The organism is Enterococcus sp. B2E4, from assembly GCF_030499455.1.
In the GTDB taxonomy this organism is placed as follows: Bacteria; Bacillota; Bacilli; order Lactobacillales; family Enterococcaceae; genus Enterococcus_D; species Enterococcus_D casseliflavus.
The window spans coordinates 173,063-186,910 of record NZ_JAUKPK010000012.1; the positions used below are offsets into that span (position 1 = coordinate 173,063).

The 13,848-nt window shown below is 42.8% G+C and carries 15 protein-coding genes; 9 read left to right on the forward strand and 6 right to left on the reverse strand.

Going from position 1 to position 13,848, the window contains the following annotated elements; translation table 11 throughout:
* Window positions 1-294: 294 nt before the first annotated feature.
* The 3 genes from Q1X33_RS10040 to Q1X33_RS10050 all read right to left on the reverse strand — a co-directional run bounded on the left by Q1X33_RS10040 (window position 295) and on the right by Q1X33_RS10050 (window position 3,161).
* On the reverse strand, window positions 295-1,716 hold the full coding sequence (locus Q1X33_RS10040) for a deoxyribodipyrimidine photo-lyase (RefSeq protein ID WP_034869476.1): 1,422 nt from the start codon (window positions 1,714-1,716) through the stop codon (window positions 295-297).
* A 242-nt stretch (window positions 1,717-1,958) separates the two neighbouring features.
* On the reverse strand, window positions 1,959-2,324 hold the full coding sequence (locus Q1X33_RS10045) for a DUF2512 family protein (protein WP_005230569.1): 366 nt from the start codon (window positions 2,322-2,324) through the stop codon (window positions 1,959-1,961).
* 363 nt (window positions 2,325-2,687) lie between these two features.
* Entirely contained in the window at window positions 2,688-3,161 is a 474-nt protein-coding gene (locus Q1X33_RS10050) for a DUF3955 domain-containing protein (RefSeq protein ID WP_050759621.1), read from the reverse strand.
* A gap of 255 nt (window positions 3,162-3,416) precedes the next feature.
* On the opposite strand from Q1X33_RS10050, the gene Q1X33_RS10055 reads away from it, so the two are divergent.
* The 8 genes from Q1X33_RS10055 to Q1X33_RS10090 all read left to right on the forward strand — a co-directional run bounded on the left by Q1X33_RS10055 (window position 3,417) and on the right by Q1X33_RS10090 (window position 10,619).
* Window positions 3,417-3,539: a hypothetical protein gene (locus tag Q1X33_RS10055; protein ID WP_255209316.1), complete on the forward strand. Its 123-nt coding sequence runs from the start codon at window positions 3,417-3,419 to the stop codon at window positions 3,537-3,539.
* A gap of 47 nt (window positions 3,540-3,586) precedes the next feature.
* The gene (locus tag Q1X33_RS10060) at window positions 3,587-3,901 is read left to right on the forward strand and encodes a rhodanese-like domain-containing protein (protein ID WP_005230579.1); all 315 of its coding nucleotides are present in this window, start codon (window positions 3,587-3,589) and stop codon (window positions 3,899-3,901) included.
* A 2-nt stretch (window positions 3,902-3,903) separates the two neighbouring features.
* Entirely contained in the window at window positions 3,904-5,562 is a 1,659-nt protein-coding gene (locus Q1X33_RS10065) for an FAD-dependent oxidoreductase (RefSeq protein ID WP_005230581.1), read from the forward strand.
* Entirely contained in the window at window positions 5,555-5,854 is a 300-nt protein-coding gene (locus tag Q1X33_RS10070) for a rhodanese-like domain-containing protein (protein ID WP_060791880.1), read from the forward strand. Before Q1X33_RS10065 ends, Q1X33_RS10070 begins: the two co-directional genes overlap by 8 nt.
* On the forward strand, window positions 5,851-6,111 hold the full coding sequence (locus Q1X33_RS10075; protein ID WP_005230585.1) for a metal-sensitive transcriptional regulator: 261 nt from the start codon (window positions 5,851-5,853) through the stop codon (window positions 6,109-6,111). Before Q1X33_RS10070 ends, Q1X33_RS10075 begins: the two co-directional genes overlap by 4 nt.
* A gap of 306 nt (window positions 6,112-6,417) precedes the next feature.
* Window positions 6,418-7,260 carry a PRD domain-containing protein gene (locus tag Q1X33_RS10080; protein WP_005230588.1) on the forward strand — a complete coding sequence of 281 codons (843 nt, stop codon included), beginning with the start codon at window positions 6,418-6,420 and terminating at the stop codon, window positions 7,258-7,260.
* Between the two features lie 5 nt (window positions 7,261-7,265).
* Entirely contained in the window at window positions 7,266-9,134 is a 1,869-nt protein-coding gene (locus tag Q1X33_RS10085) for a beta-glucoside-specific PTS transporter subunit IIABC (protein ID WP_301969658.1), read from the forward strand.
* Between the two features lie 18 nt (window positions 9,135-9,152).
* On the forward strand, window positions 9,153-10,619 hold the full coding sequence (locus tag Q1X33_RS10090; RefSeq protein WP_301969659.1) for a glycoside hydrolase family 1 protein: 1,467 nt from the start codon (window positions 9,153-9,155) through the stop codon (window positions 10,617-10,619).
* Window positions 10,620-10,705: 86 nt separating this feature from the next.
* Here the strand turns inward: Q1X33_RS10090 and Q1X33_RS10095 are convergent, their stop codons facing one another.
* On the reverse strand, window positions 10,706-10,912 hold the full coding sequence (locus Q1X33_RS10095; RefSeq protein ID WP_005230591.1) for a hypothetical protein: 207 nt from the start codon (window positions 10,910-10,912) through the stop codon (window positions 10,706-10,708).
* Between the two features lie 362 nt (window positions 10,913-11,274).
* Entirely contained in the window at window positions 11,275-12,015 is a 741-nt protein-coding gene (locus Q1X33_RS10100; protein WP_005230592.1) for an SDR family oxidoreductase, read from the reverse strand.
* A gap of 165 nt (window positions 12,016-12,180) precedes the next feature.
* On the opposite strand from Q1X33_RS10100, the gene Q1X33_RS10105 reads away from it, so the two are divergent.
* On the forward strand, window positions 12,181-12,618 hold the full coding sequence (locus tag Q1X33_RS10105) for a MerR family transcriptional regulator (protein ID WP_005230594.1): 438 nt from the start codon (window positions 12,181-12,183) through the stop codon (window positions 12,616-12,618).
* Between the two features lie 142 nt (window positions 12,619-12,760).
* Here Q1X33_RS10105 and Q1X33_RS10110 read toward each other — a convergent pair whose 3' ends face one another.
* Window positions 12,761-13,510 (reverse strand): SagB/ThcOx family dehydrogenase, encoded by a 750-nt coding sequence (locus Q1X33_RS10110; protein WP_005231944.1) that lies wholly within the window; start codon window positions 13,508-13,510, stop codon window positions 12,761-12,763.
* Between the last annotated feature and the right edge of the window lie 338 nt (window positions 13,511-13,848).

Here is a 13,848-nt window from a genome sequence, read left to right on the forward strand (position 1 = left end):
GCTAGTAAAGGGTTCAATCTATAAATTGTCAGGGGATTGTTGCTTAGAGCGACTAGAAATAAGAGGGGAAGTAGACAACAAGACCTTAATTAAAAAACACAGCATGGAAAATGCTTCTTTTATGTATGCCCAGCAACAGACAGCTTGATGAGACGTGCCGTTTGTTTTTTCACTATAGAAAGGCGAAAGAGGGCGCACCAGTTTCATAAAAAACCAGCAAAGACGCTCCGTAAGAGACCGTCTTTGCTGGTTTTTTTCTACCGAAAATGCTTGAGAGCAGTCCATGGCAGCTTTTTATGGTTCGATTTTACTATACAAATCGAGGGCTCTTTTCCTGGCTTCGTTATGGTCGACTATAGGCAACGGATAGTCGGTGCCTAAAACTATTTGTAGGTCGGCTTGTTCTTGGTTAGTCATCAGGTAAGGTTCGTGGACGAATTTTAGTGGCAACTGGGCGAGTTCGGGAACAAATTGTTTGATGAACGTCCCATCTTTGTCGAATTTTTTCCCCTGAGTGATGGGGTTGAAAATTCGAAAGTAAGGAACTGCATCGGTGCCGGTCGAAGCTGCCCACTGCCAGCCGCCGATATTGCTGGCAGCGTCGTAGTCGATCAATTGTCGAGCAAAATAGGCTTCTCCTTGCCGCCAATCGATCAGTAAATCTTTGGTTAGAAAGGAAGCGACGATCATCCGTAGACGGTTATGCATCCAACCGGTCTGATTCAGCTGCCGCATCGCGGCATCAATGATCGGATAGCCGGTTTGTCCTGCTTGCCATTTGTTTAGCGCCTCTTCATCTTTTTGCCAATCCATGTTTCGATATTTCTCAATGAGTTCATAGTTTTTTTGTTCTGGATGAGTGAAGTAGATCATATGATAAAAATCTCGCCAAGCCAGTTCTTTTAAAAAGGTCGCTTTGCCAGTGCTGGATGGCATTTCTTGGCAAGCGGCCCAAACCTTCCGAATAGAGATTTGTCCAAAAGACAAGAAAGGGGATAGACGACTGGTTCCTTTGATTGAAGGGATATCACGGTCTTTTTCATAGGCAGCCAAACGCTTTTGCACAAATGCCTGCAATTGCTTATGCGCATAGTCTTCCCCAACGATCGTTGAGAAATCAGTCTTTCTATTTTTTATCAGCTCAGCTAGCAGCATTGTCCCTGCTTTGAAGTGAGGGGCATCATTAAAATGAGCGGCTTTTTCAAAATCAAGGGCATGCTTTTGATACACCGGTTTGGGCAACTGGATCCATTTCTTATAATAGGGCGTAAATTTTTTGTAGTATGTCCCATCCTCTTTGGTGACTTCCGTTGGTTGATGCAGATGATGGTCTTCAAAAGAATGAACGGTGATGCCTTTTTGCTCGACCAATTCTGTTATGTAGAGATCGCGTTTACGACCATATCCACGGTTATCAAAGTTGAAGTAAAGCTGGCTCCATTCTGGATAGCAAGCGAACAACTGATCAAAGGCTTCTGTCAAAGTCCCCGTCAAGAGGTGGATCGTCAGATTTTGCTTTTTGGCAGCCTCGATAAAGTGAGCAACCGCGCTAAAAAAGTAATCATGGCTTGGTGCATCGGGGAGAAACTGCTTGTCATTGAGATGAAACACACACAACAATTGGTCGTTTGCTTGAAGAGACGCAAGCGCCTCAGTAAGTGCCGTGTTGTCCTCTAAGCGTAGATCCTTTCTAAACCACATCACATGAATTGCCATACAAACCTCCTTGATAGTATAACCGTGCAAAAAAACGATCGGATTTCGTTTATAGTAAAGGAAAGATGGGATTTATTCAAATTTGGCGATTGCAACAGCTAACCAGAAATCTTTGCAAGCGTCCGTGATTATAGAAAGCATATGGAACAAGAAGATGCGTCGCTTTTCAATAGCCGATCTTGTAAACAAAAAAAATCGAACACAGAACAAGAGTCTGCGTTCGATTCTAGCAATCAACAAAATTATTTTATTTTCCGTTCATCTGGCACGATGTCTGCTTTTAACAACCAGATGTGGAAGAACCATTCTGCCGCACCGATCAATACTGCTGGGATCAATACTAACATCCAGATGTCATTTGTATAGTCCATATAAGTCAGATACAGCCATAGGATAAGGGCTGCTGCGCCGGCATCTGCGATCGTTGCCGCAATGTTACCGATCTTCCGCAAAATGACCAAATCGCCTAGCACATAGATCATCACCACAATGATCACACCGACGATCGTCGAGTCCATAAAACTGACATCGTAAATTCCTGACAACACAATCCACAAAATCGCCCAAATCATTAGTGCTTTGACAACCAACGCTTTTAGATGTTTCATTTCATACACTCCTTTTTATTATTTATTCCAAAAGCAAGAAGGTCATCTTAGAGATAACCTTCTATTTCAAGGCTATCATCTGACATTTTTTTGTGTCAAAAATAATGATTGGAATGGTTTTTTATGCTATTTTAAGCATAATTACTTGACGAATGGTCGTGAATAGTTTAAACATTTTAAGGAATAAGTAGTGGGATTAATTTGTGAAACGAAAGAAGAATAGAGGGGTTTTTGTAAGGAGATAAAGTATCGGTACAGTATTTATTGGAGTCAAACAATTTAACAAGGAAATTTAAATGAAGCGACCCGCAAAAGTCAGGTTTTGATCTGCTTTTCGAGGGTCGCTTTATGCCTTCTTCTTATTTATTTTCTTCTAACAGCTCGAAAATAATTGAGCCCGGTTCCTGCAAATACTACGAAACTAGCCAATAGGAACAAAAATCCTAGGGGGATTAGATAGAAATTTTCATGTAAAATGCCGGATTGATCGATGTATTCCACGGAGCTAGCTTTGATGAAGAAGCAGGCAAAGCCGAAAAGTAGTAAAAATGTTCCGATCAAGGTAGTGATCAAATTGAGTTTGGCGCGTCGGGTCTCGCTGCCGTCTTTGATTAGTTTTTCAGTGATCTTGTTCACTTGAGTTCCTCCTAAAATCAATTCATCAAGCGAGAGTTGAAAAATCGTGGCGATGGCAATCAGCATTTCTAAATCTGGTAGATTGCGATTGTTTTCCCAGTTCGAAACGGCTTGTCTCGTCACGTGTAGTTGAGTGGCAAATTGTTCTTGGGTCAAGTTATTTCTTGTGCGTACTTCTTTGATTTTTTCGCCAAATTCCATCTTTTCTTCCTTTCGCTGATGTGACTTAAGCATAGTCGAACCCCGCGTTGGTTCCAAGAAAGCAGGGCTTGCTGCTTGATAAATCAAGGGAAAGTGGTGCTTGCGTCGCTTTTTTGTCCGCTCTTGGTTAGGGCGGGAGCCAATCATCTTTAATAATCAAAGCGATCAGCTGCTAAGTAAACGATTTGATGTGTGTTATTTTTACAATATATCTTTTCTTTTATTATAGCATTGTGATCGAGGGGAGGGAAATGTGTGATTCAGGCCTTTCGCTGCTTGATCGGTAGCTGTCCGGCAGCTGTCGAGAGTATCGAGTGGGGGATAGCGCAACAGCAAGTTTCTTTTCTTAAAGAAATTCACTTAGTTGACAAATCGTAAAACATCTTGTTTAATATACCCCGAGGGGTATACGAAAGGAGCAAGAAATGTTTTCACTATTTAAACGCATACCAAGTATGTCAACAGCAGATTTACAAAAAGAAGGAGCCAAAGAATGGACGGTTCTGGATGTACGCACGCCGGCGGAGTACCGCAGCGGGCACATTGCCTATGCGAAAAATGTACCGTTAAATAAGATTGCGGGCTTCACTCAAAAAGGCGACAAGAAGCTGGCAGTCATTTGCCAATCGGGGATGCGAAGCAAACAAGCAGCCAAAATCCTAAGTAAAAAAGGTTTTGATGTGGTCAACGTTCGTGGCGGCATGAATCAATGGCGCGGAACAACCAAAGGAGGAAAGTAATGATGGAAAAAATAGTTATTGTCGGTGGGGTAGCAGGGGGAATGTCGGCAGCCACGCGCTTACGTCGGCTTAAAGAAGCAGCGGAGATCATTGTTTTTGAAAAAGGTCCTTTTGTCTCTTTTGCGAATTGTGGGCTGCCGTATGCTATTTCTGGTGAGATCAAAGAGCGAGATGCCCTATTGGTCCAAACACCTGAGGCATTAAAAAAACGGTTTAACCTAGATGTGCGGCCTTTTCATGAGGTACTGGCGATCGATCCGCAGGAGAAAACGGTCACGGTCAAATATGGCGAACAGGTCTTCACGGAATCTTATGATGCGTTGATTTTATCGCCGGGGGCAAAACCGCTAGTACCAGCGATCAAAGGGCTAGAAGAAGCAACCAACGCCTTTTCTTTGCGCAATGTTCCTGACTTAGACCAAATTATGGCGCATCTTGAAGACAAAAAGCCTCAAAAAGCGACGATCATTGGCGCTGGGTTTATTGGTTTAGAAGTCGCTGAAAATTTACATAAAAAAGGCCTCGAAGTAACGATCGTAGAAAAAGCACCCCACGTATTGCCACCTTTGGACGAAGAAATGGCTGCGTATGTCAAAAATGAATTGATCAAGCAAGGGGTCAAAGTTTTGACCTCGCAGTCAGCGACCGCTTTTGAAAAAGCAGGGCAAGAAATCGTTCTGGAAGATGGCACGATCCTGGCTTCAGATGTCACGATTCTTTCGGTTGGTGTCCAACCAGAAACGGATTTGGCGAAACGTGCTGGTATCCAATTAGGACACCGGGGGGGTATCCTAGTAGATGAGCAATACCAAACCAGCAAGAAAGATATTTACGCGGTGGGTGATGCCATCGTTGTGAAACAACAAATCACCCACGAAGACACGCTGATCTCCCTGGCGTCACCAGCCAATCGCCAAGGTCGGCAAGTTGCTGATGTATTGGGAGGACTGGCTCGCAAAAACAAAGGCGGTATCGGGACGGCGATCGTGCGCGTATTCGATATTGCGGCAGCGTCCACAGGGTTAAGTGAGCGCAGCGCCAAACTGGCGGGGCTAAATCCTCAGGTGGTTCATCTTTCAGGCAAAGACCATGCTGGGTATTATCCTGATGCGACGGATATTTATTTGAAGCTGATTTTTGATGCTGACACTGGAAAAATCTACGGTGCGCAAGGCATCGGAACCAAAGGGGTCGATAAACGGATCGATATTTTGGCAACAGCGATCAAAGGCGACTTAACGATCTTTGACTTGCCTGAACTGGAATTCACCTATGCACCGCCTTTTGGCTCAGCCAAAGATCCAGTGAATATGATTGGCTATGCAGCGATCAATCTGGCGGAAGGAATCAGTGAGAATATTCAGTGGCACGAATTGACGGATGCCTTAGAAAACGGTAAGCAGTTGTTGGATGTTCGTTCAGAGATGGAATTAGCCAATAATGGACGTTTTCAACAGGCGCTCCACATTCCGTTAGATGAATTGAGGGATCGGTTGTCTGAATTGGATCCAAGCGTTTCGTATGTCGTTACGTGTCATAGCGGATTGAGAAGCTACATTGCCGAACGCATCTTAAAACAAGCGGGCATCAATTGTCAAAACCTCGATGGTGCCTTTTCGTTGTATAATACTATTAAGCCGGAGATGATTATTCATGATTAAAGCCATATCTATGGACGAATTTACCCAAAAAGAAAAACGTGAACCGCTTGAGATCCTTGATGTCAGAGAAGTTGATGAGTTTGCACAAGGGCACATCAAAACAGCACAAAACCTACCGTTGAGCGAGCTTACGGAACAAATCAGCGACTTAGAGAAGGATAAAAACTACTATGTCATCTGTCATTCAGGGGCTCGTTCGCAAATGGCGTCTGAGTTTTTGAGCCAGCAAGGGTTTCAAGTGACCAATGTCCTCGGCGGCATGTCAGCATGGAGAGGAGAAATCAAACGATGACCGCATGCAACAAAGATATTTTGAATCGGTTAAAACGAACCGAAGGCCAGTTGCGGGGGATTCAAAAAATGATCGAAGACGAGAAAGAATGCGTCGATGTCATCACGCAATTGTCCGCCGTCAGTTCCAGTGTTAACCGTATTATGGGGATCATTGTCGCTGAGAATTTGAAAAATTGTTTGGAAAATCCAGACAGCGACACGGAAACCCAAAAGCAGAAAATCGATCAAGCCGTTCAGCTGATCGTGAAGAAATAACGGAATTTTTGAAAGGTTTGTCGCGTTTTTTCATTTGAAAGAGTTTATTGTCAACCAGTTTGAAGATTCGAAGCTGACCGCAAAAGAAGGGAAATACCTATTTTGCGGTTTTTTGTACATTAAAAAAATGATTGCGTTTTCTTTTTTTGGATGCTATGATTAATTTAAGAAATAAATAATGATTTTTTTTATGTGTATGTGACTGTACGGCAGGCAAGGCATAATAAAATCAATTTTGCGAGGATTCGCAGATTTGATTTTATTATGCCTTTTTTTACGCTTAGAAAGGAGGAAGGAGAAGAATACATGTATTTGATTAAGAAGGTTTTGAATGTAAACGTTATTATTGTTGAGAAAGACAACAAAGATGTTATTGCTTTTGGCAAGGGTATCGGTTATCGGCAAAAGAAAGGTCAATTGATTTCGGAAGAGAAAATCTCTAAATTCTATCTTCCGATTGAAGATAATCGAATGGAGTCCTTGATTACGTTTATGAACAATGTACCTGTAAAGTATATCGAGCTAGCGTATGAAGTCATTCAAGAAGCGGAGAAATATCTAGATACGGAGTTATCTGCTAATACACTCTTTTCACTGACTGATCATATTTATTTTACTGTCGAGAGGATCAGAGACAATGTCATTATGACTTCTTCAATGTATTGGGAGTTCAAACGATTTTATCCTGAAGAATTTCAGGCTGCTCAAAAAGGTGTTGCCATTATTGAAAAAGCACTTGGTATTTCTTTGAACGAACAAGAAGCAGCGAACATTACTTTCCATATCATTAACGGTAATAGTCGCTCAGCAATTCATGCTAATGCTATCCAAATCACAAAAATCGTGACAAATATTTTAAAGTCTGTACAAATGTTGGTGAAGAAAAAATTGGATAGCCACAGTCTGCACTATGAGCGTCTGGTTACACATGCCAAATTTTTTGCAGAACGCTATTTAACGAACACGATGTTAAACAATGATGCAGTTTTAATAAAGACAGTCTCTACGCTGTATCAAGAACCGATGGCCTATAGTCAGCGAATAAAACGGACTTTAGAAGAAATCTATGAGAAACCAATCACTGAAGAAGAAATTGCATATTTAGCTATTCATATTAATAGACTATTACTATCACAAAACGAGGAGTGAACCAAATGGTTGATAAAAAGAAAGAATCAGTAGACAAAATCATTCAATCGATCGGTGGAGAGAAAAATATTAACGCGGTCTATCATTGTGCAACTCGCCTTCGCTTCCAGTTAAAAGATACCACGCAATTCAATCAAGCACAGGCGAAGGAAATTCCAGGAGTACTAGGGACTAAATTGACCGGAGATGAAGTACAATTTGTGATTGGTGGAGAAGTAGGAAATTACTATTCGACTGTAATCAATCAGTATAAAATCACGGAAAAAAACAGTGCTGAAGCTGTAGATACACCTAAAAACGGACTTGTGAAACGAATCGTCGAAAACATTGTTGGTGTAATGGCGCCAATCATTACAGCATTGATCGGATTTGGTTTAATTCGGGCGGTTTTAGCTTTACTGGTCCTTTTGGGATTGAGTAGAGAAAGTTTAAATTATCAAATCATCAATATGATTGGAGATGCCGCCTTTTACTTTTTGCCTTTTTTAATTGCGGCTAGTGCGGCAAGACAATTCAAAACCAATCTTTATTTAGCATTGGGGATCACAGGCGTCTTACTACATCCAACATTTCAGAGTCTGGTTGCCTCGGATGTTTCTATGCAGCTGTTTGGGCTTCCGATACGTGAAGCCGCTTATTCAGGAACGGTTATCCCAATCATCTTGATCGTCTGGGTTATGAGTTATGTTGATCGTTTATCTGAAAAGATCATTCCGAGTGTACTAAAAACCATGTTGAAACCGCTTTTCATCGTGATCATCATGGCTCCGCTAGCACTGATGATCTTAGGACCTATCGGCGCGATTTTTGGAGATGGATTGTTCTTTGTTGTGGATTATCTGCGAGTGACTGTTCCATGGCTCGTGCCGACACTGATGGGCATCTTCACGCCTTTATTAGTAATGGTTGGTATGCATACGGCTTTGACTCCGATTGCGCAAGTCTCCTTTTCAACCGTAGGCTTTGAGATCGTCCAAGGACCAGGTATGTTAGCAAGCAACATTTCGCAAGCGGGGGCCGCCTTTGGGGTATTTGTTAAAACCAAAGATAAACAGATGAAACAAATTGCTTTTTCCAGCGGTATCACGGCGCTGTCTGGTATCACGGAACCTGCACTGTACGGGGTTAACTTGAAACTGAAAAAACCACTGATTTATGTGATGATTTCAGGTGGAATTGCTGGTTTTTATGCGGGGATCAGCGGACTAGTCCGCTATTCATTCGGATCGCCGGGGCTTTTGACCTTGCCGGTATTATTCGAAGAGGATGCCTCTAATATTGTAAAAGCAGCCATAACATTGGCGTTAGCTTTTTCGATATCGTTTGTTTTGACAGTCATTTTTGGTTTTGAAGAGAGTATTGAAGAAGATATGAAAACGTTGGAGAATCCTTCACCGATTGCTTCAGAAAAACGGACAGCGGCTGAAGAAGCATTGATTCAAGGCTTCGTCCGTGGCAGCGTTTTGCCGCTGAGTGAAGTAGCTGACGAGGTTTTTGCTACCGAACAAATGGGACCAGGGCTAGCGATCGATCCTGCGTCAGGAGAATTCCATTCACCGATTGAAGGCACGATAACGACTGTCTTTCCAACAAAACATGCCATCGGGTTGCGACATGATAATGGATTAGAAATGTTACTGCATATTGGATTAGATACAGTGAAACTGGATGGAGAAGGATTTGAACTTTTTATTGAGGAAGGTCAGCGAGTAAAGGCGGGTGAGTTGCTAGCCCGTGTTGATATTGATTTTATCAAGTCTAAAGGCTACGATCCAACTTCTGTTTTGATTTTTATGAACAATCAGAATGAACCGGTATTTTTTGAGCACGATGAATTGATTGATTACTCGAATAAATTAGTAACAATTATTTAGAAGAAAGAAGGGGAAAAAATGAAAACAAAATTTCCAGATGGATTTTATTGGGGTGGGGCGACAGCTGCCAATCAATTAGAAGGAGCGTATCAAGTGGGCGGCAAAGGAATGTCAATCAGTGATCTGCTTCTGGGAGGCGATGTGAACACGCCTCGGCGAATCACCACAGAAATTGAAGAAGGTGCTTTTTATCCAAGTCATGAGGCGATTGATCATTTTCATCGATACAAAGAGGATATTGCTTTATTTGCAGAAATGGGATTTAAGCTGTATCGCTTTTCTATCGCATGGACTCGTATTTTTCCGACCGGTTTAGAGAAAGTACCAAATGAAGAAGGGTTAAAGTTTTACGATGATCTGATCGCAGAATTAAAGAAGTACGAGATAGAACCGATGGTCTCATTGTCTCATTATGAATCACCGATAGAAATGACAAAACAGTTCAATGGCTGGGAAAGCAGAGGAATGATTGAATCGTATGAAAGATTCGCCAAGACGGTCATTGATCGTTATCAGGATGATGTGAAATATTGGCTAACATTCAATGAAATCAATATTTTATCCAGAGATGTAGGGGTGGGTACGTATTTAGGAAGAGGAATGTATCCAAAAGATATTGATGATTTTTTGAATACACAAAATATCGATAACAGTCAGCAACGGTTTCAGGCGCTCCACCACCAATTCGTTGCAAGTGCCCGAGTGATCAAGTACGCAAAAAGTCTACACAAAAATTTGCAAATGGGCTGTATGATTGCCTATCGAATGATTTATCCGTTGTCTTCTCATCCAGAGGATATTCGTTTTGCACAAGAGATGACTAATATCAGTAATTTTTACTGTGGTGATGTTCAAGTGAAAGGTCGCTATCCATATTTTGCTAAAAAGTTTTGGCAAGATAGAGGGATAGACCTTACTATCGAAGCAGGAGATTTAGAAGTACTGAAAGAGGGCACTGTTGATTTCTATACGTTTTCTTACTACCAATCTTCTACTGTGACTAAAGTAAATGATCAAGCCGAAAAGCAAACGGGGAATTTTTTCAATGGGGTTAAAAATCCGCATCTTACAGCGAGTGAATGGGGCTGGGAAATCGATCCATTAGGATTGCGCATTGCGTTAAATCAAATTTATGAACGCTATGAAATTCCCTTGATGGTGGTCGAAAATGGGTTAGGTGCAATGGATACCCTCATTGAAAAAAATGGTGAATATACAGTCGAGGATGATTATCGTATCGACTATTTACGAAGACATATTAAGGCAATGGCTGATGCTATTGCAGATGGTGTTGATCTTATCGGATATACTTCTTGGGGGCCCATCGACCTTGTTTCAGCAGGAACTGGACAAATGGCAAAACGCTACGGGTTTATTTATGTAGACAAGCATGACGATGGGACTGGCTCGTTGGCTCGCTATAAGAAAAAGTCCTTTTATTGGTACAAAAAAGTGATTCAATCAAATGGTGAAGGAATTAAATAGAAAACTGCAAGCTCAAGTTATTACAGAAAAAAGCGAAGGTGCTGCTGAGCCTTCGCTTTTTCGTCGCCTACAATTGGACAGGGGGATTAATTGTGGCTGACTTCTTCGTAAAAAATGGCGTTGCGTTCTGCAATCAGTTGGGTTTCCCTTCGCTCTAATTCGAGAAAGGTTTCGTCTGCCAGCAATTCGGCAGCAGAGTAGCCGGCCGCCAAGAAGTTTTCTGCATAGGTCAATTTCTGATTCGTGATGTTTCTTCGTTGCTCGGCAATAATGAGTAGCTGTTTCACATTCATACACTCACTCCATTCTTTTATAAAAAGCAAGTACTAAAAGAGGACAGCTGATAATACTTGCAAGTCAACGGTGAAGGCGGGAAAACGATCATGGTCAGCTATTTGTAAATAAGAGGAGAACGACAGGTTCGTTTCTGATTGATCGTTTTATACGGAAGCTTTGTACTAAGTATAAAAAAATTTCCCCCGTAGCAACAGAACGTAGTCGTTTACATAAAGCAACGATTGGTTTACATTCTTTGGACAAGTGGGTGTAACAAGAAAACCAAGCAATTTTGTCCTGGAAAACGGCGGGATTTGACGACAAAAAAACCTGCGGCCGCATCAAGCGGAAGCAGGTTTCACGGGCTAGTAGAAATAGCTTAAACGGTTTGTTTTGCTGGGCGTAGCAAGACTTCGCTGATCGCCACATGTTTGGGCTGTTGAATGGCATAAACCACTGCATTTGCTACATCTTCTGGTGTTAGGCTATTGCCTTCTACGCGAGAGGTTTCTTTCAAGGCTGCTTCTAGTTGAGCATTGCCGACGGTTTCAAACAATTCCGTGGAGACCATTCCTGGAGAGACGATGGTGGAGCGAATGCCATGTTCACGTTCTTCTTGGCGCAAGCCTTCCATGATTGCACGAACTGCAAACTTTGTCCCGTTGTACACGGCAGAACCTGGGTAAATGACATGTCCGGCAACTGAGTCAGTGGCGATGATCAAGCCGTCTTGTTGTTTTTGCATGATGGGCAGCACAGCGCCGATCCCGTTCAATACCCCCATGATATTGATATCCAGCATTTGTTGCCAGCTGTCATAGTTCAACTCTGCCAAGTTTCCTTGAGGCATGATGCCAGCATTATTAAAAAGGACATCAATCCGACCAAAGGAGGTCATGGCTAAATCAATGACTTGTTGGACTTGTTCGCGATTGGTGACATCAGCTGTTTGATACAAGACATTTTCTCCTAATTTTTCAGCCAGTGCTTTGATGCGCTCTTCACGGCGGGCAGCGATCACTACTTTTGCCCCTTGCTCGGCTAGTTTAACGGCAGTTGCTTCCCCAATTCCTGAAGAGGCCCCCATAATTACGATAACTTTCTCTTTGATTTCTGTCATTTGTATTTCCTCCAGTGAATGATTTTTTCAGCGAATCCTGCTACTGCCAATGGTGAACCTGTGAGACGATAGGTGATTGACAGTACAGTGCTTGCGGTGTATTTTAATTGTAGAATCTGAAGTTAGGTTTAGGTCAAGCGATAAATATAATTTTTTTTAGGAGCGATGCAAGTGAGTTACTCGATTGGCGAAGTATCACAAACGACCAATATCCCCATCTCGACACTGCGTTATTACGATCGAGAAGGGATGTTTCCGAAGTTGGCCCGCAGTAATGGCGGCATTCGGGTGTTTTCAGAAAAAGAAGTAGCGACGATCAAAGTGATCGATTGTTTGAAGAATACCGGCATGCCCATCAAAGACATCAAGAATTTCTTGGATTGGGGCGAGGAAGGCGATGCGTCTTTGCAGAAACGGCAGCAGCTGTTTCATGAACGTCTGGAAGAAGTCACAAAGCAAATGGCAGCCTTGCAAGAAACCATGAATACGATCAAATACAAATGCTGGTACTACGATACCGCGATGGCAGCAGGCACCGAAGCGGTGGTAAAAGAGTTGCCGCTAGAAGAAATACCCGAAGAAGTCCGAGCATACAAACTGTAAGCCCATCGAAAAACCACCTGCTGTTTTTGCAGGTGGTTTTTCGATTCTACTGGTTTTTCTGGGAAAATCAACCTTGCCAGTTGCCGTTTTCTAACGGCAGTTCATCAGTCCCATGAAAATTGGATTTCGTTCGTCGGCAGTGTTACTCAATAACGCCTACAGGAATCAAATAGCGGGGTTCATTTTCCGTTGGCAGCTGCAGCAGCTCTGTGAGTTCATAATCCGTGAAGGCGCCGATCGGCACAGCGCCTAAGCCTAACGCTTGGGCCTGCAAAAGGACGTTTTGGGCGGAATGACCGACTTCGATATAGGCATAGCGTTCGATTCCTCGGTCCCCATAGCGCTCGATCAGTCGTTCATAAACCACTGTATAAAGCAATGTGGCAGGTGCCCGTTGAATCGCTGGCTGATCCAACGAACCTTCCGCCAATGCGGTCCGAAAATCGCCGGCAAGAACTTTTGCTAAGGCATGTTGCTCAGGTTGATACAGATAAAGCCCTGGCTCAAGCCCCGTTACCTGTGTGACCACGACATAGAGGTCTAAGGGATACAAGGCACCAGCCGAAGGCGCTGTGCGGCGACCATCTTCTGTAGTGACACCGGCAGCGGCCCATAAAAGCTGTGCTAACTGTTCTTGTGTTAGCTCAGTATCTTGAAAATCCCGTTGCGAGCGCCGCTCGAAGAGAGCTTCCGCCACACTGGTATCCCCGTCTAAGATTGGTTGTGGCAATGGAAAGGTTTCATAGGAAACTGCTGGTTCGGAAGAAGTTGCGGTGTTGGCAGTCGGTTGTTCTTCAATTGGTGCCGTATCCGCACTGCAGCCAGTGAGGAGTAAGCCCAGCACCAAAAGAGCGACTAAATGAGCAAAGCGAAATCGTTTGTAACGGGTCATAAGGATTCCTCCTTTTTCTAAGGGCTTCGTGTTATTTATAAGTATAACAAGGATTGTTTTTTCATGCGCTTTTATTCACAAATTTGTGAGCGGTGACAAGCGCATCAGCTCAATCAGGTCATAGGGAAAGCAGACTCTTTAATATTTTCTAAAGGCTTAAAAAGTATTTACTATCGAGAAATCGTCTAGATTCTGTTCTGGCTCTTTCAATCAATGATCATTGGAAAAGTATGCAGCAAATGCCAGAGTGTTATCTAAAGGAAGACAATCATCATTAGATGGGGAACAGCCCTTTGAGGAGCCGTCTGGAATCAATAAAGCCCCCTTGTCTCTTGCGA

Coding starts and splice junctions, on each gene's coding strand:
- Q1X33_RS10080 (WP_005230588.1), top strand. CDS start 6,418: ATGTATTTGATTAAGAAGGTTTTGAATGTAAACGTTATTATTGTTGAG.
- Q1X33_RS10065 (WP_005230581.1), top strand. CDS start 3,904: ATGGAAAAAATAGTTATTGTCGGTGGGGTAGCAGGGGGAATGTCGGCA.
- Q1X33_RS10095 (WP_005230591.1), bottom strand. CDS start 10,912: ATGAATGTGAAACAGCTACTCATTATTGCCGAGCAACGAAGAAACATC.
- Q1X33_RS10050 (WP_050759621.1), bottom strand. CDS start 3,161: ATGGAATTTGGCGAAAAAATCAAAGAAGTACGCACAAGAAATAACTTG.
- Q1X33_RS10075 (WP_005230585.1), top strand. CDS start 5,851: ATGACCGCATGCAACAAAGATATTTTGAATCGGTTAAAACGAACCGAA.
- Q1X33_RS10085 (WP_301969658.1), top strand. CDS start 7,266: ATGGTTGATAAAAAGAAAGAATCAGTAGACAAAATCATTCAATCGATC.
- Q1X33_RS10060 (WP_005230579.1), top strand. CDS start 3,587: ATGTTTTCACTATTTAAACGCATACCAAGTATGTCAACAGCAGATTTA.
- Q1X33_RS10105 (WP_005230594.1), top strand. CDS start 12,181: ATGCAAGTGAGTTACTCGATTGGCGAAGTATCACAAACGACCAATATC.
- Q1X33_RS10040 (WP_034869476.1), bottom strand. CDS start 1,716: ATGGCAATTCATGTGATGTGGTTTAGAAAGGATCTACGCTTAGAGGAC.
- Q1X33_RS10110 (WP_005231944.1), bottom strand. CDS start 13,510: ATGACCCGTTACAAACGATTTCGCTTTGCTCATTTAGTCGCTCTTTTG.
- Q1X33_RS10045 (WP_005230569.1), bottom strand. CDS start 2,324: ATGAAACATCTAAAAGCGTTGGTTGTCAAAGCACTAATGATTTGGGCG.
- Q1X33_RS10070 (WP_060791880.1), top strand. CDS start 5,555: ATGATTAAAGCCATATCTATGGACGAATTTACCCAAAAAGAAAAACGT.
- Q1X33_RS10090 (WP_301969659.1), top strand. CDS start 9,153: ATGAAAACAAAATTTCCAGATGGATTTTATTGGGGTGGGGCGACAGCT.
- Q1X33_RS10100 (WP_005230592.1), bottom strand. CDS start 12,015: ATGACAGAAATCAAAGAGAAAGTTATCGTAATTATGGGGGCCTCTTCA.